Below are 26,769 nucleotides of genomic sequence, written 5' to 3'. Positions count from 1 at the left end.
CCGCGGCGCGTTAAGTTCGGACCATCGTCTCTGGGAACGCAGCCTCATGACTTTCGCGCCTGACGCTCTTGCTGTCGCTCCGGCCGCCTCCATCCGACGTGCCGAATCGGCGCCCGCCTTGGCGGCATTGCTGCTTTTCGGACTGACGCTATTCTCGCCCGCGGTGCTCAACGACGGCGACACCTTCTGGCACATCACGGCCGGACAATGGATCCTCGCTCACCGCTCGGCGCCCTCGGTCGATCCCTTCAGCTTCACTTTCGCTGGCGCGCCCTGGACCGCCCATGAATGGCTATCTGAGGTCCTGCTCGCAGGCGCCTTTGCTGCCGTGCGCTGGAGTGGCGTCGTCATTCTCACCGGCGCCGCGATGGCCGCGACCGCCTATATACTTATTCGCCGTCTCATTCGCGATCTTGACGGCCTCGCGCTGGTCAGCGTCGCGGTTCTGGGCCTCGGCTTGCAACTCGGCAGTCTGCTGGTCCGCCCCCATATTCTCGCCTTGCCTTTGCTGACCGCCTGGGTCGTGGGGCTCTTCGTCGCGCGCGACGAAGAGCGCGCGCCTTCGTTCGTCCTGCTGCCGCTCATGACGCTCTGGGCTAACATGCATGGCAGTTTCCTGTTCGGCCTCGCGCTGGTGGCGCCCTTGGCGCTGGAAGCTTTCCTGGCCGCCCCCGCGGAGAAAAAATTCTCCGCGGCGCGGCAATGGGTGTTTTTTGGGCTCCTTGCGCTCGGCGCCGCCCTGCTTAATCCACGAGGAATCGAGACCCTTATCTTTCCAATTCGCCTGATGGGGCTGAAGAGTCTGTCAGGCGTGAAGGAATGGCAGCCGGTGTCATTCGATCATGTCGGAGGTTTGGAGCTTTCGCTATTCGCGCTGCTCGGCTTCACATTGCGGCGGCCCGTCCACGTCAGCCTGTTACGGGTCGTCGTCCTGATTGGATTGATCTACCTGGCCTTGCAACATAGCCGCCACAGCATGCTCCTGGGTCTTGTCGCGCCGATGATACTCGCCCGGCCCATAGCCAAGGCGATCGGTCAGCCGAAGCTCGCCCCCTCCCGCCTCAGCCGGCCGCAAATCGCAGTCTTTTCGTCGCTTTTTCTAATTTGCGCCGGAATTCGGCTCGCGGCGCCAATCCAGCGCGAAAACGCCCCAATGTCGCCAGTCGCAGCCATCGCAACAGTTCCTGCTCAATTGCGCGACAAAGCAGTATTCAACGATTATAGTTTCGGTGGTTTCATGATCTTTTTAGGCATCAAGCCTTTTATCGATGGACGCGCCGATATGTATGGCGACGCGTTTCTTGATGAATACGACCGCATCGTCAATGGCGATGCGATGGCATTGGACAACGCCCTATCCAAATATGGTATCGTCTGGAGCATCGTTCGGCCCACAGATCCTGTTGCAAAACTATTCGACACTCGTCCGGGCTGGATCCGCGTCTACAAAGACGACATCGCGGTCATTCACGCCCGCAAGGACGGACTGGCTCCTGGAACTCATCAATGAAAACAGGCGGCCCGAAGGCCGCCAGTCTCGCGCGATCTTGAAGGATCAGGCCTGGCCGGAAGCGGCGGCCGCGACTTCGGCCGCGAAATCGGCTTCCTGCTTCTCGACGCCCTCGCCCAGCACGAATTTGACGAAGCCCTTGAGCGCCACCGGCGCGCCAACAGTCTTGGCCGATTCCGCCACGGCTTGCGCGACCGTCTTGGAATTGTCGTGAATGAAGAGCTGCTCGACCAGGGTGACTTCCTTGTAATAGGTCTTCAGGCCCGATTCGACGATCTTTTCCAGCACATGGGCGGGCTTGCCGGCGTTCTTCTCGCGCAGCACGTTCTTCTCGCGCTCGACGGTGGCCGGATCGAGACCAGAGGCGTCCAGCGCCAGCGGGCTGGCGGCGGCGACATGCATGGCGATCTTGCGGCCGAGTTCGGTGAGCTGGTCCTTGTCGCCGGTCGATTCCAGCGCGACGATCACGCCGATCTTGCCGACGCCGTCGCTGACGGAATTATGCACATATTGGCCGATGACGCCGTGCGGGACGCTCAAGCTGGCGACCCGGCGCAGGGTCATGTTCTCGCCGATGGTGGCGATGGCGTTGGAGATCGCGTCGGCCACCGTTCCGGCGCCGCCCGGATAATGCTGCTTCTTGAGCTCCTCGACGTCCGATTCGCCCTTTTCGACCGCCACCAGCGCGATGGATTTGACCAGCGCCTGGAATTCCTCGTTGCGAGCGACGAAGTCAGTCTCCGAATTGACCTCGACCACCACGCCGTTTTCGCCGTGCACCGCAACGCCGACCAGACCTTCCGCCGCGACGCGGTCGGATTTCTTCGCCGCCTTGGACAGGCCCTTCTTGCGCAACCAATCGACGGCCGCTTCGATGTCGCCGCCGGTTTCGTTGAGGGCGCCCTTGCAGTCCATCATGCCCGCGCCGGTCATTTCGCGCAGTTCTTTCACCATCGCGGCGGTGATATTGGCCATGGAGCTTTCCTTTTAGGGTTTGGGCCGGCGATTCCGCGCCTCGGCCCGAATGTAAAGACGGGGAATTGTGAAGAATGGAAGACGGAAGCCGGAAATGACACGGCGCGCCAGTTTCAGCCGACGCGCCGCGAAAATCCCAGGCCGAGAGCCTTCACTCAGCCGGCGATGAGGCCGCGCGCCTGATCGACCCAGCCGCCGACCTTGCCGTTCAGCTTGAGGTCGCCATCGACCTTGCCGGCGTCCTCGCCGGTCATCGCCGCGAACTGCCAGTAATGGAACAGCCCGGCGTCGTTGAGCTTCTTTTCGAGCTGCGGGCCGACGCCCGCGAGCTTGGAGAGATCGTCCGGGGCGCCGCGCGGCGCCGCCAGCAGTTCAAAATGCTCGCTGGCCGCCTCGGCGAGTTCGGTCTCGGTCGGGAGTTCGACGACGGTCGGCTCCTCGGAGGCGCCCATATCCATTCCCATCGAGCCCTGGCTGCGGGAAATGCCGTCGAGCGCGGCGCGGGCGATCAGCTCGCAATAGAGCGCGATGGCGCGGCCGGCGTCGTCATTGCCGGGGATCGGATAAGTGATGCCGTCCGGATCGCAATTGGTGTCGAGGATCGCCGCGACCGGGATGTGAAGGCGGGCCGCCTCCTTGATCGCGAGCTGCTCCTTGTTGGTGTCGATGACGAAGATCAGGTCCGGGACGCCGCCCATGTCCTTGATGCCGCCGAGCGCCTTTTCCAGCTTTTCGCGCTCGCGCGACAGCATCAGGCGCTCTTTCTTGGTCAGGCCCGAGGCGCCGGCGCCGAGCTGGTCGTCAAGCTTGCGCAGGCGTTGGATCGAGGCGGAAATCGTCTTCCAGTTGGTCAGCATGCCGCCGAGCCAGCGGGAATTGATGTAATATTGCGCGCAGCGCTTGGCGGCGTCGGCGATCTGCTCCTGCGCCTGACGCTTGGTGCCGACGAACAGCACGCGGCCGCCCTTGGCCACCGTGTCCGACACCGCCTTCAACGCCTGATGAAGCAGCGGAACGGTCTGGGCGAGGTCGATGACGTGGATATTGTTGCGGACGCCGAAAATATAGGGGGCCATTTTCGGGTTCCAGCGATGCGACTGGTGGCCGAAATGGGCGCCGGACTCAAGCAGGCCGCGCATGGTGAAATCGGGAAGCGCCATGTTATATTTCTCCGGTTGAGCCTCCGCGAACCTTTTGGGCCGGAACTCCGGCCACCGGAGCGACGCCTTGAATCAGGCGGCGCGACAGTTCGCGTGTGGGATGGGCGGCCCTCATACACCGGAAGGGCTGCTTTGGCAAGGTTTTTGTGCAGGAAATGACGCGGAGACTTAGCCGGCATAATCGTCCGCGTGCCTGACCCGAAGTTTTGTTCCGGTCATCCACACCAAGCCGGCGCCCGAGCGCCAATCGCCCGCTGCTCCCTTGGCGTAGGATCCCCGCCAGAATAGGCGAGCGCAGCGACGCCGTCTAACGACGGCTATGCGCTGGCCGGATAACATTTTTCAGCAAAGTCGAATTCACGCGTTTAGCGCCCCACTCCGATGACAAGGTTCGGTTCAAAGCGGTAATAGCCGCGCTCGCCGACGATGGTCTCAAATTGACCCCGAGCCGTCGATCGCTGCCGAATTGAAGGCGTTTCAGGGCATGCCCAAGCAGGTCATGATGGAATTTGCCCGACGATTTCGCGGGATGGATCGACAGTCGCGTATGGCTTCTGACAGCATCGCCGCCGCCGCACACGCCGATCCAGACATCTAAGCCATCTGCGCAAAACTTCCCTGTGCGATGCAATTTTGCGTCGCCTGCCATCAAACCTATTGTTTTACTGTTTAGTCCTGACGCGAAAAATTACACGCAACCCGTTGGTTTGGGCAGGCCGCCATATTTGGTAATCGGCTTCATCGGCCCGGTTTGCCACAGTTCGAAGAGGTCTTTGTTGGCCATGCCGATATAGGAGGCGAATTTGCGGATTGGCGGAACCGACTGGGCGTCGTCGAAATATTCACGCGCCTTGAGCACTTGTTCCCATTTTTGGTCTGTCATCTCGAAGCCGTCGGCTTCGGCCATCGCCTTGCCGATTTCCGGCGTCCAGGCGTCCATGTCGAGTAGATAGCCGTCTCCGTCACGCTTGGGCAAATCCATATCAGGCTCCTCGATCGGCCAAATGGCCAAGTTCAAATCATCATATTCGAATATTTTTCGAAACTCCAATCTATAGTGTTGGAGCACCAGTTCAAGAGTGTTGGAGCGCCAGTTCAAGGACTGGACGTCTCCCGCCGAATTGATTCGTAGCGCAGCAGCGGTGTCCGGTCCTCCGCTCAAATTTTCACGACATCGCCGCCGACGCCTGACCATTGCGAATTCCCGGTTTTGGCGCCGAGCGGTCCTTGCGCGCGGCTCCTTCGGCCTTCTTCTTCCCGCCTTTTTGAGCCATTTGCAGGGGGAAACCGATCGTCAGTTTGCGATCGCCAGATCAACCCCACCAACCCGCCCCGTGCGAATTCCGCGTCACACCTCCGCCAGTCCCTCCGGGCGCTCGATCAAAGCCTTGAAGGCGGCGAGCAAGGCGCCGGCGGCGGGTTCGTCCATGGCGCGGCGGTCGATCGCCAGAGCGACGGCCAGAACCGTCGCGACCGCCGGCGCGCCCTGCTCCACCACGATGCGCTGCTCCGCCGCGCCGACGCCGAGCACGCTGGTCCAGGGCGGAACCACCGCTGGCAGGATGCGGCGGACGCCGAAGGCGCCGAGATTGGCGATGAGGCTCACGCCGCCGATGAAGGCGTTGGGTGAAAAGCGACCCGCCAGGAATGCGGCGCGGGCTGCGGCGATCTGGTCCAGCGACATCGCCTCCGCCCCCGGCAAGGCCGGGGCGACGATCTCGCTGCCGAGGCTGAGCGCGATCGCGACATCGGCGCGCGCCGCCAGTTCAAAACCCTCCCCCGCCCGCGCGACATTCGCCCGCGGCGCCTGGATCAAAGCGAGGGCGAGCGCCTTGACCAGGCAATCGAGCAGCGAGACCCTGGTCGTGAATTTTCCGCGCGCGGCATTGAGCCGCGCCCGAAACGCCTCCAGAGCGTCGATCCGGCAATCCACTTCGAGATGGACCTGCGGCGTCCATTCGGCGGATTCGATCAGCGGACGCATCCGCCCGCCGGCGGCCGCGCGCGCCGCGTGGCGGAGGACGTCTTGGCGCGGCGCGCCACGTTCGAGCGCGGCGCGCACGTCGGCCTCGATAATCCGTCCATTGGGCCCCCCGCCCGAAACCCGCGACAGATCGAAGCCGGCCTCATGGGCGAGCCGTCGCGCCCGGGGCGAGGCCAGGATGCGCGTGGACAAATGCGGCGCCGGCCCCGGCTCGATTTGGCCGATCTCGGCATCGACCGCGACGTCCTCGGCGCCTGCGGGCACGAAGATGCGCGTCAAAACCCCGGTCCGCGGCGCCTCGACATCCATGGCGCCGTGCGGGCAGGCGATTTCCGCGACGACATCGCCGGCCTCGACGAAATCGCCCTCCCGGCGGAGCCAGCGCGTCAGCCGGCCCACCTTCATGGACGGTTCGATAGAGGGCATGAGGATCGCGGTCGCCATGGCCGAGAAAACCTCAGTTCTTCGGCCGCAGCCCGGATTCGATCTGATCCAGCGCGGAATCGAGGGCGATGCGAATGTCGCCCAAGGCCTCGGCGGCGGAGACCTCCGTCTCCCGCTCGTAAAGCGACGCCGCCTGCTGCGCCAGTTCTCCCAGCAGGCGCCCCCAGGCCTCGGGCTCGGCGAAGGCCCGCTGCATCGACAGCGACAAGGCGCCCGAGGAAATGAACAGGCGCAGGATTTCCGTGCCGCCATTGGCTTCGACATCGGGCGGGATCGACAATTCGCGTTTCACTTCGGCCATGCCATTCCCCTCTCCACCCCCAGGTCCGGTGCGAATCAAAATCTTACAGTTTCAGATAGAGCGCCTTCCTCGTCGCCGCCACAATATCGGCTTCGGACGGCAGGGAGAGCCGTTCGAGATTGGCGGCATAGGGCATGGGAATGTCGCGGCCCGTCACCCGAGCGACCGGAGCGTCAAGATCGTCGAACGCCTCCTCCATCAGCCGGGCCGAGATTTCGGCGGCGATCCCGCCCTGCGGCCAGCCCTCGTCCACAAGCACGCAGCGCCCGGTCTTGGCGACCGAACCCAGGATCGTGGCCATGTCCAGCGGACGCAGCGTGCGCAGGTCGATGACCTCGGCCTCGATTTCCTCCTCGGCCAGCCGCTCGGCCGCCTTCAGCGCGAGGCCGACGCCGTGCGAATAAGCGACGATGGTGATCTCCCGCCCGGCCCGCGCGATATTGGCGGCGCCGATCGGAACCAGATGGTCTTTTTCGCGCGGCGCGGGGAAGCTCTGGCCATAGAGCTTCTCATGTTCGAGGAAGATCACCGGATTGGGGTCGCGGATCGCGGCTTTCAGCAGGCCCTTGGCGTCGGCCGCGCTATAGGGCGCGACGACCTTGAGGCCGGGAATATGGGCGAACCAGGCGGAAAAATCCTGGGCGTGCTGGGCCCCGACCCGCGCCCGCGCGCCGTTGGGGCCGCGAAACACGATCGGAATGTTGAGCGCGCCGCCGGACATATAGAGCGTCTTGGCCGCCGAATTGACGATGTGATCCATCGCCTGAAGGGCGAAATTGAAGCTCATGAACTCGATCACCGGGCGCAGGCCGGCCATGGCGGCGCCGACGCCGAGCCCGGCGAAGGCGTGTTCGGAGATCGGCGCGTCCACCACCCGCCGCGCGCCGAATTCCTGCAGCAGGCCCTGCGTGACCTTGGGCGCGCCCTGGGCTTCCCCGACCTCCTCGCCGAGCACGAAAACGGAAGGGTCGCGGCGCATTTCCTCGGCGAGCGCCTCGCGCAGCGCCTCGCGCACGCTGATGTGGAGAGGCGCGAAGGCTTCCTCCTCCGCCGGAGCCGGCGCGGCCGAACCCGCCGGCGTCTCAGGCCGCGCCTCCGCCGGGACGATGATGGCGATGGGCGCGTTGACCGCGACCTTATCCGCGCCCTCGGGCGCCAGAATGCGCTCCAGCACGCCGGATTCGACGGCCTCGACCTCCATGGTCGCCTTCTCCGTCTCGATCTCGGCGAGAACGTCGCCCGCCTCGACGTAATCGCCCTCGCGTTTCAGCCAGCGCGTCAGCTTGCCGAATTTCATTTCGGGCGAAAGCGAAGGCATCAGCACTTGGGTCGCCATTCATTTCCCCCTAAGCAGGATTTCCGAAAAGCAGCCGCCGGTTTTCGGACAGAAATCCTGCTAAAACAAATGACTCCAAGCATAAATGCGTTGGCGCGCCAACGCATTTATGCTTGGACCGCGCCGTCATATCAGCACGTCGGCGGTCAGATCCGCCGCGCCGGGCTCCGGGCTCTGCGCGGCGTAATCGGCGGCTTCATTAACGATGGCGCGCAATTCCGCGTCGATGCGCTTGAGGAAAGCCTCGTCGGCCTGGCCGGAATTCAGGATCAGCTCGCGCTGGCGCTCGATCGGGTCGGGCGCATGGCTTGCCCGCTGTTCGTCCTTGCGCCTGTATTTGGCGGGATCGGCGAGCGAATGGCCGCGATAGCGTTCGGTGCGCATTTCGAGAACGGTCGGACCGTCGCCGGCGCGCGCCCGTTCGATGGCGCGCTCCCCCGCCTCGCGCACCGCCTCGACATCCATCCCGTCGATCGATTCGCCGGGAATGTCGAAAGCGGCCCCGCGCCGGGCAAGATCGCCTTCCGCCCCCGGCATGGCGCGGTTGTTCTCGATACAAAAGACAATGGGCAGGCGCCAGCGCGCCGTCATGTTGAAACTTTCCGCGACCTGGCCCTGGTCGGCCGCGCCGTCGCCGAAGAAACAGACGCAGACCCGCCCGTCGCGGCGATAGGAATTGGCGAAGGCGAGGCCGGCGCCGAGAGAGGCCTGGGCGCCGACGATGCCATGGCCGCCGTAATAATCGAGCTCCGGCGCGAACATATGCATCGACCCGCCCTTGCCGCCGGAAAGCCCGCCGCGTCGGCCGGTCATTTCCGCAAGAACCGTGCGCGGATCGGCCCCGCAGGCGAGCAGGTGGCCATGGTGGCGATAGGAGGCGATGAACTGGTCGGTCTCGCGCGCGGCGAGACGCATCCCGACCACGATCGCCTCCTGCCCGATATAGAGATGGCAGAAGCCGCCGATCAGGCCCATGCCGAACAATTGGCCAGCCTTTTCCTCGAAGCGGCGAATGAGCAGCATGGCGCGATAGACCGAAATGTCGTCGCCATCGCCGAGAAAGGCGGCCAGACGCGAATCGCCGCCTTCCGGCGGCCCAAAGGAAGCGGCCATTGTTCCCCTGCGCCTGAATTCGAGCAACCCGCGCCCTCGCCGCGCGGCGGCCGGGAATCGCGAGCAATGGAGGGGAAAGCTAGCCCGAAGCGGGTGAAAAAGCGAGACGCCCCGCAACAGCCCCAGGAGGAATCGCCCTTGGCCTTCGGTTGCGCGCCTCCTCGTCTAAACGAGCGCGACCGACGCTATTCACGCGGCGTCATTGCTTCGCGCCGCTCGCAATGACGGTCACAACGATACGTTGTTCTATGTATTCGCGTCGTCAACGTTCAGTAAGCAAGCCGTTTCGAACACAAGGATCTCTAAACGAGAAACCCGCGATTTCGCGCCGCCTAGGCGGCGTTAAGGTGCAAAACAAGTTCGGCGACCTGCTCCGGACGCTTGAGAATGACTGCTTCCGTAAGGCGGCAAAGCCGCTTGGCGCCGTCCATTCCCCAATATTCGACGGAATATCGACCCCGGCTCAGGGACTGGCCTATTGGATCGGTATGATAGAGTACGGAATTCCACAAACTCGCCCTCGGCGTAGCCTGGCCGGGATCAAGGCACAGGATATGAGTCAAGCAACGGGGTTCGGAATAATCCAGTTGACGGCTTTGATGGCCGACAGCAAGCATCCAATGCCCCCCGCCGCCGAGCCAATCGATGCGAATGATTGCTGCGCCTCCCTCGTCAGTGGCTTTCGCGACTTCCAAAGCAATCCGCCTTTTCGTTCGCGCCGACGATATTTCGACTTGGAGATCTCTATTCCTGTATCCGTCGGCCAACCATTTCAGGTCATCGATATCGACGCCTTCCGAGAAGAGAGGATCGAAGGCCCATAACTTCTCGGTGAATTTTCCCGACAATGTGCGCCGATCGGGGCAGACCGCGCTCATGGCTTCAGCGCGCGTGATCAAGCCCATCGCGATCAACGCCATTGTCAGGGAATATGGTCCGCAAGCGCCGTCCATGTCGCCCTGACGAAGGTGCACTTGATCGTTCGCCTCCGTTAACAACGCAACAGGACCACGGTCGTGCGTCAACTCCAAAAGCTGTGTTACGGAAATCGAGGTCCTGGCGTCGAAGCGAGGGGTCTCGCGCATGAAAAGATGCTCCCAATAAGTCGGAACGACGACTTAATGCTGAAGCATTCCATATTGATGCGCTTTTAAAATATTAAATTGCTATTGAAACAACCTAGTCTTTTTCCTCGGGCAGTATGACGACAAGATCGTCCTTGCGGACCCGGTTGAGGAGGTCCCGCGCCTCCTCGTCGAGAAGGTCGCGATCGACGACGGGACCACGCAGCAGCGCGATTTTCTTCTCCCACTCCGCCCTTTCGGCGTGAACGTCCCGCAGCTGGGCTTCGATCTTGGCCATCTCGCGGCGGGTTTCGAGGTCGGCCGCCACACCGCGGTCGCCGTGAAAGGCGTGCCAGACGAAAAAGCCGCCCACCGCCCCGGAAACGAGGTGGAAGAGCAGAGGGATGGCGATGGAGGTGAAGCGCGTGCGGACGACCATGGCGCGAGCATCGCCCGCAAAGGTTAGATCACGGTTAATTTTGCTCAAATCGGCGTGGCGCCGATCTTGTCGCATTGGCGGACGAGGCCGCTCCATGGCGCCAATCCGGCGCGGAAACGGCCGAAATGCTTCATTTTGGGACAGGGACCATGGCCAATCTGGGATTCTCGATGGACACCGACTTCAAGGCTCGCCCGGATCGGCGCCACCGGGTCGGAACCGGCGTCCCGAACGTCGAGTCGCTCATCATGGACGCGCCAAGACGCGCGCCGATCGAAATTTACATCGGCCTCGCCGTCATTGGCGCCGCTATCGCCACCATGCTCTTTCCGGACCGCGCGGCGCTGCTGCTGAGCCAGCTCAAGGCGCTGCTGTGAGCCGCGCGGCGAGAAACCAGGCGCCGAAAGCCAGCGACAGCAAGGTCGCCGGAAAGCCGACGACCAGAAAGTCGCGGAAGGTCACCGGTTCGCCGGCGCGGCGCGCGATTTCCGCAACGATGAGATTGGCCGCCGAACCGAGCAGCGTGAGATTGCCGGCAAGCGTCGTCGCCATCGCGACCACCAGCCAGCTTTCGCGTGGAAGCTGGGCGACAAAGGGCTTTAGCGCCAGCACCGCCGGGACATTGCTGATGAGATTGGACAGCGTCGCCGCGACCGCGGTCATCGTCCAGGCGTTGTCGAGCCCCCAGAATTGCGCTCGCCGCAGAATTTCCGGAGTCAGAAAGGTCTTTTCGCCCGCCGCCGCGACGATGAACAGGCCTGCGAACATCAGCAGCAATCCGCCGTCGATCCGGCGATAGACCTTCTGCGGCTTGACCGCGGGCGTCATCAGCAACAGGCCCGCGCCGGCGAGCGCCGCCTCAGGGGCCGGGACGCCGAGGAAAAAGGCGACGACCACGCCCAGCGCGACGAGAGCCGTGCGCAGGATCAGCGCGCGATGGGGCCGTGCGGGACCCAGATCCGGCTCGCCCAAAAGCCGCCCACGCAAAACGCCGCGATGGACGAAGGCCGTGAAGGCGAAAACCAGCAGGAGCGCGACGCCGGCCACGGGCGTCAGGGCGGCGGCGAAGGGGCCATAGCCGATATGCGAGGAGGCGCCGATGATCATGTTCTGGGGATTGCCGGTAATCGTCGCCGCGCCGCCGGCATTGGAGGCGAGCGCCACACCGAGCAAATAGGGTTTCGGATCGAGTCGAAGCGCCCGGGTCGCGCGCAGGATCAGCGGGGCCATGACCAGGCACACCGCGTCATTGACCAGAAAGGCTGAAAACACGCCCGTGACCGCCACTGTGCCGGCGAGCAGCGCCCATTGCGAATGGGCGCGGCGGGCGGCGAACAGGCTCGCGGCGCGGAAGAAGCCGGCAAGCTCCAGTTCGGCGACGATCGCCATCATGCCGAAAAGCAGGGCGAGCGCCCCGAGGTCGATGGATTTGAACGCCTCTTCGGTCGTGACGGCGCCGCAAACGATCATCGCCGCGGCGCCGACCAGCGCAATCCCCGCGCGGTCGAGCCGGGTGAACGGCAACCGCCCGAGGGCGACGCCGCCATAAGTCGCGAGAAAAATGGTGGCGACGAGAATCTTGTGTACGGGCAAGACTCAGGCGATCGCCTTGAGCGCCTCGCGGCCGAGGTAGACCGCTTGATTTCCCAGTTCCTCCTCGATGCGGATGAGCTGGTTATATTTGGCCAGACGGTCGGAGCGGGCAAGCGAGCCGGTCTTGATCTGCCCGCAATTGGTCGCCACCGCGAGATCGGCGATGGTCGAATCCTCGGTCTCGCCCGAACGGTGCGACATGACCGCCGTATAGCCCGCGCGCTGGGCCATATCGACCGCGTTGAGGGTCTCGGTGAGCGTGCCGATCTGGTTGACCTTGATGAGGACAGAGTTCGCGACGCCCTTTTTGATGCCTTCGCTCAGAATGGCGACATTGGTGACGAAAATGTCGTCGCCGACGAGCTGGACCCGCTTGCCGATGAGATCGGTGGTGATCTTCCACCCTTCCCAATCGTCTTCGGCATTGCCGTCCTCGACGCTCACGATCGGATAGGCGTCGCACAGCTTTTTCAGGTATTCCGCCTGTTCCTGGATCGAGCGCACCTTGCCCTCGCCCTTGTAATGATAGGCGCCGTCCTTGAAGAATTCGCTCGAAGCGGGGTCGAGAGCGAGCGCGATGTCGTCGCCGAGCTTGAAGCCCGCTGTCTCGATCGCGTTGGAGATGAAGTCGAGCGCCGCTTCGGCCGATGGCAGATTGGGAGCAAAGCCGCCCTCGTCGCCGACATTGGTGTTGAGGCCGGCCTTTTTCAGCGCCGATTTCAGGCTGTGGAACACTTCCGCGCCCCAGCGCACCGCCTCGCGCACGCTGTCGGCGCCGACGGGCATGATCATGAATTCCTGGAAATCGATCGGATTGTCGGCGTGGACGCCGCCATTGACGATATTCATCATCGGGGTCGGCAAAACGCGGGCCTGCGTGCCGCCGACATAGCGGTAGAGCTGCAGCCTGGAGGACTCGGCGGCGGCCTTGGCGACCGCGAGCGAAACGCCGAGAATGGCGTTGGCGCCGAGGCGGGCCTTGTTGGGCGTGCCGTCAAGCTCGATCATCGCCATGTCGATAGCGACCTGATCCTCGGCGTCGAGCCCGGAAATGGCGTCGAAAATCTCGCCATTGACCGTTTCAACCGCCTTGAGCACGCCTTTGCCGAGATAGCGCGCCTTGTCGCCGTCGCGCAGCTCGACCGCTTCACGGGCGCCGGTCGAGGCGCCGGAGGGCACGGCCGCGCGGCCGAACGAGCCGTCTTCGAGGGTCACATCGACCTCGACCGTGGGATTGCCGCGCGAATCGAGGATTTCACGGGCGGCGATGTCGATAATCTCAGTCATGGGCCTTCCTCTGCGCGGCTTATTGATTCACGAACGCGGGCCTTCTACGCCCGTTGGGTGAAATTAAAAAGATGGTCCATGGCCGCAGCAAAGCTTTCGCGCCCGATTTCTGTCCGCCGCGTCATTGCTCCACACTTTCATCGCGCTTAAATCCGACCGAAAGGATTTTCTCATGGTCAAGACCCACGACGGCGCGGGCCTCCTCGGCGCGCAGGCCAAAACTCCGCAAAGCCCGGACGAGGCGGTGCTCGACCGCGTGCCCAATCCACATCCGGATGTGGATTATGTCGCGCGCTTCACCCAGCCCGAATTCACTTCGCTGTGCCCGGTCACCGGCCAGCCCGATTTCGCCCATCTCGTGATAGATTACGTTCCTGACAAATTTCTTGTTGAATCAAAGTCGTTTAAGCTTTATCTCACCTCGTTTCGTAACCATGGCGCCTTTCACGAAGCCTGCACCATCCGCATCGCCAAGGATCTCGCTGCGGCGCTTGAACCGCGCTGGCTGCGCATCGGCGGCTATTGGTATCCGCGCGGCGGCATGCCGATCGACGTATTCTGGCAGACCGGCGAACCGCCAAAGGGTCTGTGGCTGCCCGATCAGGGCGTCCCGCCCTATCGGGGGCGGGGCTGAAGACGAAACGGCCCGGTCAGAACGACAACCAAAGCCAGATAGGCCATGAACATCAGAGCGAGGGCGTCGAACAGGCCGCGCGGCGACGCCAGATCGAGGCCGACGCCGAGCGCCGGCGGCCCGACGATCATGCCGAGCGAATACATCATGATATAGGCGGCGTTGGCGGCGCCGAGCCGCGCACCCTGGAATTTCTCGGCCAGGATGGCGAGGCCGACGGTATAGAGCCCGCCGACTATCCCGCCCCAGACGAACAATGCGATTCCATAGGCGGTCCGGTCGGCGGCGAAGCCCGGCAGGGCGAGCGCTCCGGCGAAACCGCACAGGGCGAGAACGCCGAGCAGCCGGCTTTTCCGCGTCCGGTCGGCGATCATGCCGATGGGGACCGGAAAAACCACATTGCCGAAGGCGACGAGGGTGAGTTGAAAGGTCGCCCAGGCCGGGGGAAAGCCCGCGCGCAGGCCGAAGACCGGCAGCAGGCCGTTGAGCCCGGTCTCGAAGGCGCCGTAAAGCAGGCCGGCGGCGAGCGCGAGCGGCGCCGCGGTGAAAATCGCGCGCAAATTCGGCCAGCCCGGGCCCTCCATCTTCACCGCGCCCTCGGCGCCCGCGAGGGCGACCGGAACGGCGGCGGCGGCGACGAGACCTGCCGCGACGAGAAAGGGCAACAGCCCCTTCGCCCCCGTCAGGCTCAGAAGAGCGGGGCCGATGGCGAAGCCGACCGCCAGCACCGTCGCGTAAAGACCCAGCGCCATGCCGCGCTGCGCGGGCGGCGCGGCGGCGCTGATCCAATATTCGCTGACTACGAAAATCACCGTGAGCGACAGGCCGAAAACAGCCCTTATCGCGAGCCAGATGCGATAATCGTCGCAAAAGGCGAAGCCCAGAAGCGCGACCGCGCCGAGCGCGATGGCCGCGAAAAGCAAAGGGCGTACGCCAAAAACGCGCGCCAGCGCGGGCGTCAGCGGCGCGCCGACGAGGGTCGCAAGCCCGCTCACGGCAATATGCAGCCCATTGTCATGCGCCGGAAAGCCGGCGGCCTCCAAGCGCAGCGCGAGCAGCGGAATGACCAGGGAAAGGCCGATGCCGACAATGGAGATGCATGAGATCGATGCGGCCAGGGCCCTGCGGGTTTTCGAATCGAAGGCGGAGAACATGCCGGTCTTTAGGCCATTTTTCATGTCGGGCGAAAGTCGCTCGCTTCCGCGCCGCGCGGCCTTGCGCGCTGCCCGAAAAGGCGGCAGGATGCAAATTCTCGACATGCAGGGTTGCTCCGGTCCCTGCCGGCCGCCAAAACCATAATCAAAAGGCCGAAAAAATAAGCCGAGTTTCAGCGATGCGTTTTTTTGATTTGGATCATTGACAAATATTCATATATTCATATTATTGCAAACGGAATGCGGCGACCATTGGTCGCAAAACTTAGCGTAAATCCCAATAACCCAGTGCAAGGGGCGCCAAGCTCCAGCTGGCGCCAATAGTCGAAACCGGGAGGGTTTCATGAAAAATTTGGTTAGGACGGCTGCTTTGGCAGCCGGATTGAGCATGCTTGCCGGCGTCGCTCTGGCCGAAAACGCGCAGACCCCCGCGCCGGCGGCCCAGCAGCCCGCCGCCCAACAGCCTGCCGCCGCGCCGCCGGCCTATCCGCCGCCGCCGCCGCCTCCGGGCTATGGCCCCTATGGCTATTATCCGCCGCAATATGGCTACGGCCCCTACGGCTATAATGATCGCTATTATGACGATTATTATGGTCGCGGTTATGGCTATGGGCGCGGCTATGGCCGGGGTCACGGCCGTGGCAACTTCAACTTCAACATGGGCGGCGACACCGATATGACCGGCGACGGCTGGGGCAACGGCTGGGGCAACAATTACGGTCCCGGACGTCGTGGCGGCTGGGGCCGTCGTGGCTGGGGTCCGTGGGACTGGTGAGAACCAGACCGCTCAGGCGGCTCGAAGGGTAAGCCGCGTGTTGGTTGCGTAAGCGTAACGGGCGGCGACGCCCTTCGACCAGGACTGATGAAAGCCGCTCGTTTCGGGCGGCTTTTGTTTTGATCGCCTCAAAGCTCGTCCCGCCGCCATTTCCCCCGGCTGAAATGAAAAAAGGGGGCCGGCAGGAAAGGGCTCATGCCGGCGTCGAGCCGGGCGCGCAATTCGCCGAGCACGCGGCGGGTGACGCCCGGCAGATCGAGCTTTTCCGTCCCGTCGAGGGGCGCCCACACCAGTTCCACGAGTTCCGCGTCCTCATGGGCGACGCCTTCGAGCGTCGCCGCCACCGCGCCGAAGTCCGCGGCAAAAAATCGGGTGTCGTAACGCTTGGGCAGGAATGGCGGGGTGATCGCACGCGCGATGAAATGAAGCGCCTGCAAATCGGGCATGCACCGATGGCAGGCATAGGGGCGCCAGGCGGCGGGCGGCCTTTCCGGCCCGCCATAATCGCTTAAGCCCACTACATGGCCGGTTTCCTCAAAAGTCTCGCGAATGGCGGCCAGAGCGAGGGCGCGGGCGAAGATCGGGTCCTGACCGGCGCGGCCCTTGAGCAGCCGCGCCTCCACGCGCGGGTCGAGCGGCCCGGCGATATTCATGCTGCGATCGCCCGGCTCCAGCCGTCCCCCGGGAAAAACGAACTTATCCGGCATGAACTTCAGCCCGGCATGGCGCCGGCCGAGCAGGATCTTGGGATTTTTGCGGCCCATGCCATCGATCAGGATCAAGGCCGCCGCATTGCGCGGTCGCGCGGGCCGCGACTTCACGGCGGCCACGAGCCGTCCCCGGCGAAGCCGCGGTCATCGTCGACCTCCGGCCCGAAACCGTGCATGCGCAAAGCCCATTGATAGGCGATCAGCGCGCCTTTCACTTTTGGCAGCAGCCACAGGCTCAAGCCCAGGGCGACCAGCGGCCAGACGATCATCTGCGGCCAGTCGGGCATATCGGGGAAAATGTCCTGCCCGAGAATGATCCCCGCCACCACGAAATGGCCGGTGATGACCATGGTGACATAGGGCGGCATGTCGTCGGCGCGCTGGTGGAAAAGCTCCTCCCCGCAATGCGGGCAAAGGTCGTTGACCTTGAGGTAGGCGTAAAAGATCCGCCCCTTGCCACAGGCGGGGCACAGGCCGCGCAGGCCGTCCCTGAGCGCGGGCCAGACGGGGCGCACGGGCAGCACGAGATCGGCGGGCGGCGCGCTCATGCCGGCGCCCTCCGCCGCGAGGCCTTCGCGGAAGGTTTCACGGTTCGCGCGCGCGAAACCTTGGATTTGATCGCGGTGGCGCGGCCGATCCGGGGCTTGCCCTCGCTCAGCATTTCGAAGCGCAGGGCCCCAGCGAAGGGCGCGGCCTCGACGAGGCGCACCGTCACCGCGTCGCCGAGTTGAAAGGTTTCGCCGGAACGCGAGCCGATCAGCGCCAGATGAGCCGCTTCGAAACGGAAGAAATCGTTCCCCAGGGTGGACGCCGGCACGAAGCCGTCGGCGCCGGTATCGGCGAGCTTCACGAACAGGCCGGAGGGCGTGACGCCGGCGATGCGGCCCTCGAAGCTCGCGCCGATCTTGTCGGCGAGAAAAACCGCGATCAACCGGTCGGTGGTCTCGCGCTCGGCGGCCATGGCGCGGCGCTCGGCGGCCGAAATGCGCGCGGCGATTTCGGCGAGATGTTCCCGGCCCATTTCGGGCAGGCCGCCGGGGCCGAGATCGAGCGCCCGCACCAAAGCGCGATGCACGATGAGATCGGCATAGCGCCGGATCGGCGAGGTGAAATGGGCGTAACGGCGCAGATGCAGGCCGAAATGGCCGTAATTTTCCGCGACGTATTCGGCCTGGGCCTGGGTGCGCAGCACGATCTCGTTGACGACGTTTTCGTGCTCCGTCCCGCGCACCTTGGCGAGAATGGCGTTGAACTGCATGGGCTTCAGAACCTGGCCCTTGGCCAGCTTGATGCCGATGGTGGCGAGAAATTCCGAGAGCGCGTTGAGCTTTTCGAGCGAAGGCTCGTCATGGGCGCGGTAGATCAGATGCGACTTCTCCGCCTCCAGCGTCTCGGCGGCCGAGACATTGGCGAGGATCATGAATTCCTCGATCAATTTATGGGCGTCGAGCCTTGGCGGCGTCAGAACCCGGTCCACCGTTCCGTCGGGCTTCAGCAAAATCTTGCGCTCGGGCAGGTCGAGATCGAGCGGCGAGCGTTTTTCGCGCGCGATCCTCGTCGCCTCATGCGCGCGCCACAACGGCCGCAGCGCCTCGTCGAGCAATGGCCTCGTCGTCTCGTCCGGGCGCCCGTCGATGGCGTCCTGCGCCTGTTGGTAGGAAAGCTTTGCGGCCGAGCGCATCATCACGCGATGAAAGCTGTGATCGAGCTTGTGGCCATCCTTGCCGATCCGCATCCGGCACGCCAATGCGGGCCGGTCCTCGCCCTGGCGCAGGGAGCAAAGGTCGTTCGAGATGCGCTCGGGCAGCATGGGCACGACGCGGTCGGGAAAATAGACCGAATTGCCGCGATCAAGCGCCTCGCGGTCGAGCGCGCTCGTCGACCGGACATACCAGCTCACATCGGCGATGGCGACGGTGACGATAAAACCTTCCGGATTGTCCGGGGCGTCGTCGGGCGCGGCGTGGACGGCGTCGTCATGATCCTTGGCGTCGGGCGGATCGATGGTGACGAGCGGCAGCGAGCGCCAGTCCTCGCGGCGAAAACCCTCCGCCTCCATCCGCGCCGGCCTGGCGTGTTCGCTGGCCTCCAGCGTCTCCGGCCGGAAAATGTCCGGGATGCCATGGACGTTGATGGCGATGAGACTGATCGCCTTTTCGCTGTTCATCGAGCCCAGCCGCTCGCGCACTTTGGCCACGGGCAGGCCGAGCCGCCCACGCGAAAGCGTTTCGACGCTGACGAGATCGCCGTCGCGCGCCTCGCCGCGATCGGCCTCGGCGACGCGGAATTCCTTGTCGCGCAGCTTCTTGTCCACCGGAACGATGCGCCCGCCGCCGCCGCGCGGGTCGTCGCGGAAAATCCCCAGCACGCGCTTGGCCGCGCGCGACAATAGCTTGACCACTCGGCCGGAATAGGCCGGCCCGCCGGTTTCGTGCGTCGGCGTGACGCGAACCAGGGCGCGATCGCCGATCCCCGCGGCCGGGGCGCCCGGACGCGCGCCAAATCGCGGCTTCTTCGGCGAAAAAATCACGATGCGCGGCGTGGGACCGAGCTCCTCCTCCCATTCGGCGGGCGTGGCGATGAGGTCGCCGTCGCGGTCGCGGGAAATGATGTCGGCGAGCACGATCTGCGGCAGGGCACCTTTCTCGTGCAGGCCTTTGCGCGAGCGTTTGATTTCGCCCTCGATCTCCAGCTCTTTCAAAATTTTCTTCAGCAGAATCTTGTCGTCGCCGCGAATGCCGAAGGCGCGGGCGATTTCGCGCTTGCCGATCTTTTCGGGAATCGCCGCTCCCGCCTCCGCCGCCGCAGCGCGCTCGCGGGCGATGAAGGCGAGAATATCCTCGCGGCTGGGGATGGGAGCGGGTTTTTTCGGCACAGCCAAAACATAGGGGCTGTTGGCGTCGGCGTCATCTGCGAACTTGCTTCTCCCCGTTTTGAGCAGTGTGGCGAGCGCAGGCGAGCCGGGTGGAGCCCGACGAAAATCAGACGGTCTCTGTCGCGAGCAGCCGCGTGATGCATGGCGCCAGGGATTGGCGCCAGGGCGGCAGCGCAACGCCATGAACGCGGAGGAGTTTCCCGCCATCAAGCCGCGAATTGGCGGGTCGGGGCGCGGGCGTCGGATATTCCGCCGTGCCGATTTTCCTCACGCGCACAGGCGGGCGTCCGTGCTTTTCAGCCTCGGCGAAAATCGCTTCGGCGAAGGCCGCCCAGGACGCTTCGCCGGCGCCGGCCATATGGAACACGCCCCGCAGGGCCGGCGTTGAATCGGCGACGACGCGTCGCGCGATGGTCAACAGGGCGTCGGCGATGTCGAGGGCGGAGGTCGGATTGCCAAGCTGATCGGCGACGACGCCGATCTCATCGCGGCTTTGCCCGAGACGCAGCATGGTGCGGACGAAATTCGTTCCGGACGGGCCATAGACCCAGGCCGTCCGCAGAATGACGTGATTGGCGTGGATTCGCGCGATTCGCTGCTCGCCGACGAGTTTCGAACGGCCATAGGCGCCGGCCGGATTGGTCGCGTCTTCCTCGCGATAGGGCCGGTCCAGCTTGCCGTCGAAGACGTAATCCGTGGAAAGATGCAAAAGCGGCGTGCGCAGCTCGGCGGCGATTTCGGCGACGTAGCCCGCGCCGTCGCCATTCACGCGCATGGCGACATCCGGCTCGCTTTCCGCCCTGTCCACGGCGGTATAGGCGGCGGCGTTGATGATCACGTCGCAGCGGGTGGTCCGCAGCGCCGCCAAAACCGCGTCGCGCACCGAAAGGTCGAGGCGTGGCCGGCCGAGCGCGATCAATTCGACATCGCGCGGCGCCCTTTCGATGAGCGCGCTGACCACCTGGCCAGTCAATCCGGTGACCACGATGCGCATGGTGCTCAAGGTGAATCCGATCCAAAAAAAACTCGCGCGCGACACAATTGACCTGGCGCGAAACGCTTGCTGCAACGTTTGCGCAAAAAGGTTCATGCGGGCAAGTGCGCAATACCCCGTTTTATGCATCAAGGTGCGCAACGCGGATGAAAACTCACATCCACTGCCGCGCGACAATGAGCATGAGGCAATGCGGGACGACGCGTCAATCAGGATGAGAATCGCCGTTGGGCTGTGACGGAGGGAGGGCGTAGCCTGACCGGAGGCACAGCCCAACGGCGAAGCGTTTTTTCTGAAGCCTTCTGGCGATCGCGGCCAGCGGGGTAATCGGGGATTTTCCGCATAGGAGGAATCGCCTTGTGCCCGGCCGCCACGTTACCGACCACCAGATGAGGCTTTTCATGAAGTTGCGTCAGACCGAGCCAGTCGCCGTCGGAGCGGCCAAGGCGTCGTTCAGCGCCGCCACGGCCTATCGCATCGAACAAGATCCCCGTCTGCCGTCAGCAAACAGAGAGCCACGAGAACGGCGGCGACCCGATCCGCTCAGCGCCGTTTTCGAGCAGGAGGTCGTGCCGATGCTGGCGGCGGCGCCCAGCCTTCGGCCAATTGCGATCTTCGAGGAGATGGTTCGGCGTCACCCTGAACTCGGGCATGGAATCCGCCGGACGTTGGAACGGCGGATCCGCGCCTGGCGCGCCTTGCACGGAGCCGAACGCGAGGTGATTTTCCGCCAGACGCATGAACCCGGGCGAATGGGCCTGTCCGACTTCACCGACATGGGCGCCTTCGCCGTCACCATCGGCGGCGCCGCTCTCGATCACCGGCTCTACCACTTCCGCCTCGTCTATTCCGGCTTCGAACACGCCCATGTCGTGCTCGGCGGCGAAAGCTTCGTGGCTTTGGCGGAATGATCTTGCCGAAATGTTGGGCGAGGAAGATTCGGCGCTGGGAGAGGAGGCGCTGCGGCGGCAATTCCGCGCAAGGCTGGCGCGGATCCTCATCGAACGCAGCCACGCCGTCATGGCCACGGCGCGGCGGTTTGCGCCGGAATCGGGCGTTCTCGCGGAGCAGTTTTCCCATATCGACGGCGCGCCGACTTCGGCTTTGAACCTGACCTGGAGCTACGCCTCCTTCATCATCGCCTTCGCCTGCCGCGGGCAGGCCTTGCGCGCCACAAGCGCTTGACGCCTCGATCCAACGTCGTCCGGAAACGGAGAACGCTGAAACTCAGCATCCCGCGCCTAACAACGTCATGCAGGCGGGCGGGCGGCGAAGAAATTCTCGGCGCCAACCGGAAACGCTATGTCACTCGGGGCGAGGCGGGTATCATCGACCCCGCCGATGTCCTGCGCATCGCCCCGGAAACGTCGTTTCCACGCCGATCTCAGCGCAGCGGAGAGGGCAATGGCCGCCGGCGCGGAACTGTCAGAAGCCCGGGAAATCAGACGCGCGGACATCCTTCGCGCGGCGAGAAAGCCGTTCAGGATTTCCTCGGTTCGGTCCGACGACAAGATCTTCGCCGTCGAGGAGACGGCCTTGCTCGATCTGCCTTTTGCTTCACTCACGGTTTTTACGCGCGGGAAGGCTGGCGCCGACAGGAAGTTTCTGGTCGTTCCGCCGCTTGCAGGCGCCTTTCCGGCGCTGATGCGCGATCTGGTCGTCGCGCTGCTGCGTCATGCCGACAAAGTCGCCGTCGCCGATTGGCTGGACCCGCGGTTCGTCCCGCTCGACGCCGGGCGGTTCGGCTTTAGCGAAAACGTCCTGAGCCTGGTCGAAATGATCCGCGCCTGCGGACGCGATGCGCATGTCGTCGCGGTGTGCCAGGCGGCTTCGCCGGCGCTTGCCGCGACAGCCTTGCTGGCGGCTGACGAGCCAGACGCCGTTCCCCGCTCGCTGACACTGATCGGAGGGCCGATCGACCCTGCCGCCAATCCATCGGGGGTCGCGCAGGCGTTAGGGGCGCGCTCGCTGGACTGGATCCGCGACAATCTGATCGAACCGGCGCCGCCCGGATATCCCGGAAGCGGTCGTCGCGTCTATGCGAGGGAACGCCAATTCCGAAGCTTTCTCACCTATCTTGAGCGGCATCTGCTTCGACAGGGAGAATTGTTCTGGAAGCTGCTGTTCGACGATGGCGAGGCGCCGCTGCGTTTCCCGTTCTGGACCTTGATCTCGACATTGATGGATCTGACGGAGGAATTTGTGCTGGAAGACGTTCAGGCGGTGTTCCACGAACGGGCGCTGGCGCGTGGCGCGCTGATCGTGGGCGGGCGCCGCGTCGATCCGCGCGCGATCGTGTCGACTTCCGTGCTGGCGATCGAAGGCGGCGCCGACGATCTTGCGCCGCCGGGCCAGACCCGCGCCGCGCTCGATCTCGTCGGCCACGCCGCTGCCGAACGCCGCCGCCATGTCCTGATCGAAAATTGCGGTCACTTTTCCTTGTTCCATGGCCATATCTGCCGCCAGAAAATCGTTCCGGCGATCGTCAGCCTGGCGGATTCCGCAAAACGGCCACTGTCGAAACGCCGTCGATGACGAATTGCGCGGCGAGGGCGGAGAGGATCACGCCGAGCATCCGGCTGAGGACGATCCGGCCGGTGGCGCCGAGGAGCCGTCCAAACCAATCCGCGAAGAGGAAGGCGAGAAAGGTGATCGCCATGATCGAAGCGATGACGGCGGCGAGAGCGAAAAATAGGGACCAATGATTGTCCGCGCGTTCCGCGAGCAAAATCGTCGCGGTGATTGAGCCCGGCCCCGCGAGCAAGGGGATGGCGAGGGGAAAGGCCGCGATATTGCTGATATGGTCATGCGTGATGGCCTGGCTGGCGAAATCCTTTTTGTTGCGCTCCTCACGTCCGAAAACCATTTCCACTGCGATATGGAAAAGCAGCAAACCGCCCGCGATTTGGAAAGCCGCGATCGAAATGCCGAGAAGATTGAGGATCGGACGCCCCGCAAAAGCGAACAGGACCAAAACGGCGAAAGCGATGCTGATGGCGCGCAAAGCGACCTCGCGCCGCGCCTGAAAACTCATCCCCGCCGTCAGCGCCAGGAACACCGACGCGACGCCGGGAGGATCGATCGTGACGAGGAGCGTGGTAAAGGCCGCTTTCAGCGTTTCGAACATGGTGCGGCGGTCCTTTCGTCCTTGAACAAGGCCTCGCCCGACGCCGGAAATTAACATAGGCACTAAAAAAACGCCCGCTCGTTCCTAAATGGGATGCAATGGAGAAGCATGGGCTTCTCATGGGAGAATCAACATCCATGGTTCGTGAACCCGCCGCTGCGGGGATGTTCTATCCGGCTGACGCCGCAATCCTTCGGCAGACGGTGGCGCAGCTTCTGAAATCGCCGGAGGCCTCGATCGAGGCCGGACCGGTGAAGGCTTTGATCGCGCCACATGCCGGCTATGTCTATTCAGGCCCGGTCGCCGGACCGGCCTATGCCCAACTGGCCGCGCAGGCCGGGACCATCCGGCGGGTGATTTTGCTTGGCCCCGCGCATCGGGCGCCGGTTCGCGGCTTGGCGCTGCCCGAGGCGGAAAGTTTCGCGACGCCGCTCGGCGAGGTCCCCATCGACCGGGACGCCATTCGCGCGCTGGCGGATATGCCCCAAGTGGTCGTGAGCGGCGCCGCGCATGCGCAGGAGCATTCGCTGGAAGTGCAACTGCCTTTCCTGCAAAGCGTCCTGCGCGATTTTACCCTGGTCCCGCTTGCCGTCGGCGACGCCACGGCCAAGGAGGTCGCCGATGTCCTCGAAGTCTTATGGGGAGGTCCGGAAACTTTGATCGTCATCAGCTCCGATCTGTCGCATTACCTCCCCTATGCCGCCGCCAGACAAGCGGATCAGGAGACGGTCGAGCGAATCCTTGGCTACCGGCTGCTCGACAGTTTTGAACAGGCCTGCGGCGCCTTGCCGATCAACGGGCTGTTGCTGGCGGCAAACCGCCATAGGCTGGCGCCAAAGCTCGTGTCCCTTTGCAACTCGGGAGACACAGCTGGAGACCGGCGGCGAGTCGTCGGCTACGCCGCCATCGAATTTATGGAAAGCCAAGACTCACACGATGACTGACGCCGCCATGAATGAAAATCGCGGACCGGTTCTGCTCGGTCTCGCGCGGGCCTCGATTGCGAGCGCCTTTGCCCCGGCCGCTTGCGCCGATCAAACGGCTTCTTGGCTCCGCGACAACGGCGCCTGTTTCGTCACCTTGATGCAGGACGGCGATTTGCGCGGCTGCATTGGCAGCATCGAGGCCTATCGCCCCTTGCTGGAGGATGTGACGGCCAATGCGCGCGCATCCGCTTTTCGCGACCCGCGCTTTCCGCCGCTCGGCGCCGATGAGCTGGACAGCACCCGCATCGAGGTTTCCCTGCTTTCGGCGCGGGAGCCCCTGCCGGCGCGCTCGGAGGCCGAGGCGCTGGAACGGATCAGGCCCCATGTCGATGGAATCGTGCTGGAATGGGGTCGCCATCGTGGAACCTTCCTGCCGCAGGTCTGGGAAGCACTCCCCGACGGCCGCGATTTCCTCGGCCATCTCAAGCTGAAAGCGAGGTTGCCGAAAGATTTCTGGTCGGACGAAATCCGGCTTTATCGATATCAGGTCGCCAAATGGAGCGAGCCCGAAGCTGGGCGGACGGCGTAATCATGTCGGAACATCATCCCACCCATTACTGGCATAGGATCGAGGACGGACGAATCCAATGCGACGTCTGCCCGCGCGACTGCAAATTGCATGAAGGGCAGCGCGGCGCCTGTTTCGTCCGGATGCGCGAGGGCGATGAAATCGTTCTGACGACCTATGGGCGCTCGTCGGGCTTTTGTATCGACCCTATCGAGAAAAAGCCGCTCAATCATTTCTACCCGGGTTCCAGTGTCCTGTCCTTCGGGACCGCCGGCTGCAATCTCGCCTGCCGGTTCTGCCAGAACTCGGACATCAGCAAGACGCGCGACATGGACGCGCTCATGGATCAGGCCTCGCCCGAGGCCATAGCCGCCGCCGCCGCGCGGCACGGCTGCCGCAGCGTCGCCTTCACCTATAACGATCCTGTCATCTTCCTCGAATACGCCATGGATGTGGCCGACGCCTGCCATGCCCACAACATCAAGACGGTCGCGGTGTCGGCCGGCTATATGCACGAAAAGGCGAGGCGTGATTTTTACTCGAAGATCGACGCCGCCAATATCGATCTCAAGGGCTTCACCGACGACTTTTATTTCAAGCTGACAGCCGCCCATCTGCAGCCCGTGCTCGATACGCTGCTCTATCTGAAGCACGAAACCGATGTCTGGCTGGAGATCACCACGCTCCTGATTCCGGGGAAAAATGACTCGGACGAGGAGCTGACGGCGCTGTCGAACTGGGTGGCGCGGGAGCTGGGGCGCGATGTGCCGCTCCATTTTTCGGCCTTCCATCCCGCCCACAAAATGCTCGACACGCCGCGGACGCCGCCCGAAACGCTTTCGCGCGCCCGAAAAATCGCGATGAAAGCGGGCCTTGACTATGTTTACCTCGGCAATGTTCACGACGCGGCCGGCGATACGACCTTTTGCCCGCATTGCCATGAGCCGTTGATCGAGCGCGACTGGTACGACATCAAACGTCACGCGCTGGCGCAGGGCGGCTTCTGTCCCGGTTGCGGCGCGGCGATCGCTGGCCGTTTCGAGGATGGAATCGGGAATTTCGGCTGTCGCAGGGTCCCGGTGACGATCGGACAATGATGTTCATGCGCCTGTCAGGCTGAGGAAAACGCGACATGGGCCTCGGCGAAGGCGCGGCAAAAAAATCGGCGCCCCATGCGGATCGCGTGAATTCGCCGCCGCGCTGGGAATGGCGAACCTTCGGTCCCGACCTTGCTGAAATTGGCGCGAAGTTCGGGTTGGCGTTCGAGGCTCCAGCCCATTGCGGCGAGGAGCTTTACCTGGCGCATGTCCGTTCGCCTCACAACGCCAAGATCCGCGATGGCCTGCTTGACGTGAAGCGGCTGAAAGCGACTGCGGCGAGCGGGCTTGAGCTTTGGGAAGTCGCCTTAAAACAAGGCTTTCCGCTGTCCGCAACGAATATTCGTGATTTTTTCGAAGTTCTGGATCTGGCGCCTCCTGTTGCGCGTCGCCCGTCGTACGATTTGGAAGATTTCCTGGAAAGGATCGTGGGCCGCGACCCTGCGTTTCGAGCCGTGCCGGTGAAAAAGTCGCGCCGATCCTTCTTGACCGGCGCATGTCGCGCGGAACTTGTCCGGCTCGAGATCGCCGGCGCGGTTTGGATGAGCTTTTGCGTCGAGAATGAAAGCCTTGATCGGGTCGAGGCCGCGCTTCGGAAACTCGACCTGGACACCGTCGCAAACATCAGCTTTCCGAAATTCCTCAGGTCCCTTCCGCTTTGGAGCGCGGAGACCTAGAGCCCTTGTCCGATGGCGGCGGGCGG

Annotated in this window: 27 protein-coding genes and 1 pseudogene; 11 read left to right on the top strand and 17 right to left on the bottom strand. The window is 63.8% G+C overall.

The genetic code is table 11. The annotated features are described in order from the left end of the window. Window positions 1-46: 46 nt before the first annotated feature. The gene (locus K2U94_RS10465; protein ID WP_243067154.1) at window positions 47-1,510 is read left to right on the top strand and encodes a hypothetical protein; all 1,464 of its coding nucleotides are present in this window, start codon (window positions 47-49) and stop codon (window positions 1,508-1,510) included. Between the two features lie 45 nt (window positions 1,511-1,555). Here the strand turns inward: K2U94_RS10465 and tsf are convergent, their stop codons facing one another. The 9 genes from tsf to K2U94_RS10420 form a co-directional block, all read right to left on the bottom strand. Continuing rightward, window positions 1,556-2,485 carry a translation elongation factor Ts gene (gene tsf / locus K2U94_RS10460; protein ID WP_243067153.1) on the bottom strand — a complete coding sequence of 310 codons (930 nt, stop codon included), beginning with the start codon at window positions 2,483-2,485 and terminating at the stop codon, window positions 1,556-1,558. A gap of 155 nt (window positions 2,486-2,640) precedes the next feature. After that, window positions 2,641-3,645, bottom strand: a complete 1,005-nt coding sequence (locus tag K2U94_RS10455) for a 30S ribosomal protein S2 (RefSeq protein WP_243067152.1) — start codon at window positions 3,643-3,645, stop codon at window positions 2,641-2,643. Between the two features lie 688 nt (window positions 3,646-4,333). Next, window positions 4,334-4,744 (bottom strand): TusE/DsrC/DsvC family sulfur relay protein, encoded by a 411-nt coding sequence (locus K2U94_RS10450; protein WP_243067151.1) that lies wholly within the window; start codon window positions 4,742-4,744, stop codon window positions 4,334-4,336. Window positions 4,745-4,993: 249 nt separating this feature from the next. Next, the gene (locus K2U94_RS10445) at window positions 4,994-6,073 is read right to left on the bottom strand and encodes a 2-oxo acid dehydrogenase subunit E2 (protein ID WP_243067150.1); all 1,080 of its coding nucleotides are present in this window, start codon (window positions 6,071-6,073) and stop codon (window positions 4,994-4,996) included. Between the two features lie 13 nt (window positions 6,074-6,086). Then, window positions 6,087-6,374 carry a DUF5076 domain-containing protein gene (locus K2U94_RS10440; RefSeq protein ID WP_243067149.1) on the bottom strand — a complete coding sequence of 96 codons (288 nt, stop codon included), beginning with the start codon at window positions 6,372-6,374 and terminating at the stop codon, window positions 6,087-6,089. Between the two features lie 43 nt (window positions 6,375-6,417). Further along, window positions 6,418-7,710: a pyruvate dehydrogenase complex E1 component subunit beta gene (locus tag K2U94_RS10435; RefSeq protein WP_243067148.1), complete on the bottom strand. Its 1,293-nt coding sequence runs from the start codon at window positions 7,708-7,710 to the stop codon at window positions 6,418-6,420. Between the two features lie 126 nt (window positions 7,711-7,836). Next, window positions 7,837-8,823, bottom strand: coding sequence for a pyruvate dehydrogenase (acetyl-transferring) E1 component subunit alpha (gene pdhA / locus K2U94_RS10430; protein WP_272884853.1), 987 nt, complete (start codon window positions 8,821-8,823; stop codon window positions 7,837-7,839). Window positions 8,824-9,155: 332 nt separating this feature from the next. Then, a complete protein-coding gene (locus K2U94_RS10425; protein WP_243067147.1) occupies window positions 9,156-9,908 on the bottom strand; it encodes a hypothetical protein in 753 nt (250 codons plus the stop codon). 94 nt (window positions 9,909-10,002) lie between these two features. Beyond that, window positions 10,003-10,326 (bottom strand): septum formation initiator family protein, encoded by a 324-nt coding sequence (locus K2U94_RS10420; RefSeq protein WP_243067146.1) that lies wholly within the window; start codon window positions 10,324-10,326, stop codon window positions 10,003-10,005. A 149-nt stretch (window positions 10,327-10,475) separates the two neighbouring features. Between K2U94_RS10420 and K2U94_RS10415 the strand changes: the two genes are divergently transcribed. Further along, window positions 10,476-10,703, top strand: coding sequence for a hypothetical protein (locus K2U94_RS10415; RefSeq protein WP_243067145.1), 228 nt, complete (start codon window positions 10,476-10,478; stop codon window positions 10,701-10,703). On the opposite strand, the gene K2U94_RS10410 is transcribed toward K2U94_RS10415, so the two are convergent. Together K2U94_RS10410 and eno are read right to left on the bottom strand one after the other, a co-directional pair. Next, entirely contained in the window at window positions 10,687-11,919 is a 1,233-nt protein-coding gene (locus K2U94_RS10410) for an anion transporter (RefSeq protein WP_243067144.1), read from the bottom strand. The genes K2U94_RS10415 and K2U94_RS10410 overlap by 17 nt on opposite strands. Before the next feature lie 3 nt (window positions 11,920-11,922). Beyond that, the gene (gene eno, locus K2U94_RS10405; protein WP_243067143.1) at window positions 11,923-13,206 is read right to left on the bottom strand and encodes a phosphopyruvate hydratase; all 1,284 of its coding nucleotides are present in this window, start codon (window positions 13,204-13,206) and stop codon (window positions 11,923-11,925) included. A gap of 172 nt (window positions 13,207-13,378) precedes the next feature. Between eno and queF the strand changes: the two genes are divergently transcribed. Next, on the top strand, window positions 13,379-13,840 hold the full coding sequence (queF, locus tag K2U94_RS10400) for a preQ(1) synthase (protein WP_243067142.1): 462 nt from the start codon (window positions 13,379-13,381) through the stop codon (window positions 13,838-13,840). Here the strand turns inward: queF and K2U94_RS10395 are convergent. Beyond that, window positions 13,822-15,018 carry an MFS transporter gene (locus tag K2U94_RS10395; protein ID WP_243067141.1) on the bottom strand — a complete coding sequence of 399 codons (1,197 nt, stop codon included), beginning with the start codon at window positions 15,016-15,018 and terminating at the stop codon, window positions 13,822-13,824. The genes queF and K2U94_RS10395 overlap by 19 nt on opposite strands. A gap of 319 nt (window positions 15,019-15,337) precedes the next feature. Between K2U94_RS10395 and K2U94_RS10390 the strand changes: the two genes are divergently transcribed. After that, a complete protein-coding gene (locus K2U94_RS10390) occupies window positions 15,338-15,769 on the top strand; it encodes a hypothetical protein (RefSeq protein ID WP_243067140.1) in 432 nt (143 codons plus the stop codon). 128 nt (window positions 15,770-15,897) lie between these two features. Here the strand turns inward: K2U94_RS10390 and K2U94_RS10385 are convergent, their stop codons facing one another. From K2U94_RS10385 to rfbD, 4 genes are all read right to left on the bottom strand, one after another. Continuing rightward, window positions 15,898-16,599 carry an NUDIX hydrolase gene (locus K2U94_RS10385; RefSeq protein ID WP_243067139.1) on the bottom strand — a complete coding sequence of 234 codons (702 nt, stop codon included), beginning with the start codon at window positions 16,597-16,599 and terminating at the stop codon, window positions 15,898-15,900. Next, entirely contained in the window at window positions 16,587-17,027 is a 441-nt protein-coding gene (locus tag K2U94_RS10380; protein ID WP_243067138.1) for a DUF983 domain-containing protein, read from the bottom strand. Before K2U94_RS10380 ends, K2U94_RS10385 begins: the two co-directional genes overlap by 13 nt. Then, window positions 17,024-19,360, bottom strand: coding sequence for a ribonuclease R (gene rnr / locus K2U94_RS10375; RefSeq protein WP_243067137.1), 2,337 nt, complete (start codon window positions 19,358-19,360; stop codon window positions 17,024-17,026). Before rnr ends, K2U94_RS10380 begins: the two co-directional genes overlap by 4 nt. 100 nt (window positions 19,361-19,460) lie before the next feature. Beyond that, a complete protein-coding gene (gene rfbD / locus K2U94_RS10370) occupies window positions 19,461-20,348 on the bottom strand; it encodes a dTDP-4-dehydrorhamnose reductase (RefSeq protein ID WP_243068848.1) in 888 nt (295 codons plus the stop codon). 359 nt (window positions 20,349-20,707) lie between these two features. Here rfbD and K2U94_RS10365 point away from each other — a divergent pair. From K2U94_RS10365 to K2U94_RS10355, 3 genes and pseudogenes are all read left to right on the top strand, one after another. After that, window positions 20,708-21,250 (top strand): annotated as a pseudogene (locus tag K2U94_RS10365) (IS21 family transposase); the annotation flags it as partial. Between the two features lie 19 nt (window positions 21,251-21,269). Beyond that, window positions 21,270-21,533 (top strand): glycoside hydrolase family 15 protein, encoded by a 264-nt coding sequence (locus tag K2U94_RS10360; protein WP_243067136.1) that lies wholly within the window; start codon window positions 21,270-21,272, stop codon window positions 21,531-21,533. Window positions 21,534-21,752: 219 nt separating this feature from the next. Next, a complete protein-coding gene (locus K2U94_RS10355; RefSeq protein ID WP_243067135.1) occupies window positions 21,753-22,883 on the top strand; it encodes an alpha/beta hydrolase family protein in 1,131 nt (376 codons plus the stop codon). Here K2U94_RS10355 and K2U94_RS10350 read toward each other — a convergent pair. Beyond that, window positions 22,834-23,475 carry a MarC family protein gene (locus tag K2U94_RS10350; protein ID WP_243067134.1) on the bottom strand — a complete coding sequence of 214 codons (642 nt, stop codon included), beginning with the start codon at window positions 23,473-23,475 and terminating at the stop codon, window positions 22,834-22,836. The genes K2U94_RS10355 and K2U94_RS10350 overlap by 50 nt on opposite strands. 137 nt (window positions 23,476-23,612) lie before the next feature. On the opposite strand from K2U94_RS10350, the gene amrB reads away from it, so the two are divergent. Genes amrB through K2U94_RS10330 form a run of 4 tightly spaced genes read left to right on the top strand, consistent with a single transcriptional unit; the run spans window position 23,613 to window position 26,743 of the window. After that, window positions 23,613-24,419, top strand: coding sequence for an AmmeMemoRadiSam system protein B (amrB, locus tag K2U94_RS10345; RefSeq protein WP_243067133.1), 807 nt, complete (start codon window positions 23,613-23,615; stop codon window positions 24,417-24,419). A 7-nt stretch (window positions 24,420-24,426) separates the two neighbouring features. Beyond that, a complete protein-coding gene (gene amrA / locus K2U94_RS10340; protein WP_243067132.1) occupies window positions 24,427-24,990 on the top strand; it encodes an AmmeMemoRadiSam system protein A in 564 nt (187 codons plus the stop codon). A 2-nt stretch (window positions 24,991-24,992) separates the two neighbouring features. Next, window positions 24,993-26,066 (top strand): AmmeMemoRadiSam system radical SAM enzyme, encoded by a 1,074-nt coding sequence (gene amrS / locus K2U94_RS10335; protein WP_243067131.1) that lies wholly within the window; start codon window positions 24,993-24,995, stop codon window positions 26,064-26,066. A 35-nt stretch (window positions 26,067-26,101) separates the two neighbouring features. Further along, the gene (locus K2U94_RS10330; protein WP_243067130.1) at window positions 26,102-26,743 is read left to right on the top strand and encodes a hypothetical protein; all 642 of its coding nucleotides are present in this window, start codon (window positions 26,102-26,104) and stop codon (window positions 26,741-26,743) included. Window positions 26,744-26,769 lie beyond the last annotated feature (26 nt).

This window comes from Candidatus Rhodoblastus alkanivorans (genome assembly GCF_022760755.1).
Classification (GTDB): Bacteria; Pseudomonadota; Alphaproteobacteria; order Rhizobiales; family Beijerinckiaceae; genus Rhodoblastus; species Rhodoblastus alkanivorans.
The sequence above is the reverse complement of the archived record's forward strand: the minus strand, read 5'-3'. Positions and strand labels throughout refer to the sequence as shown.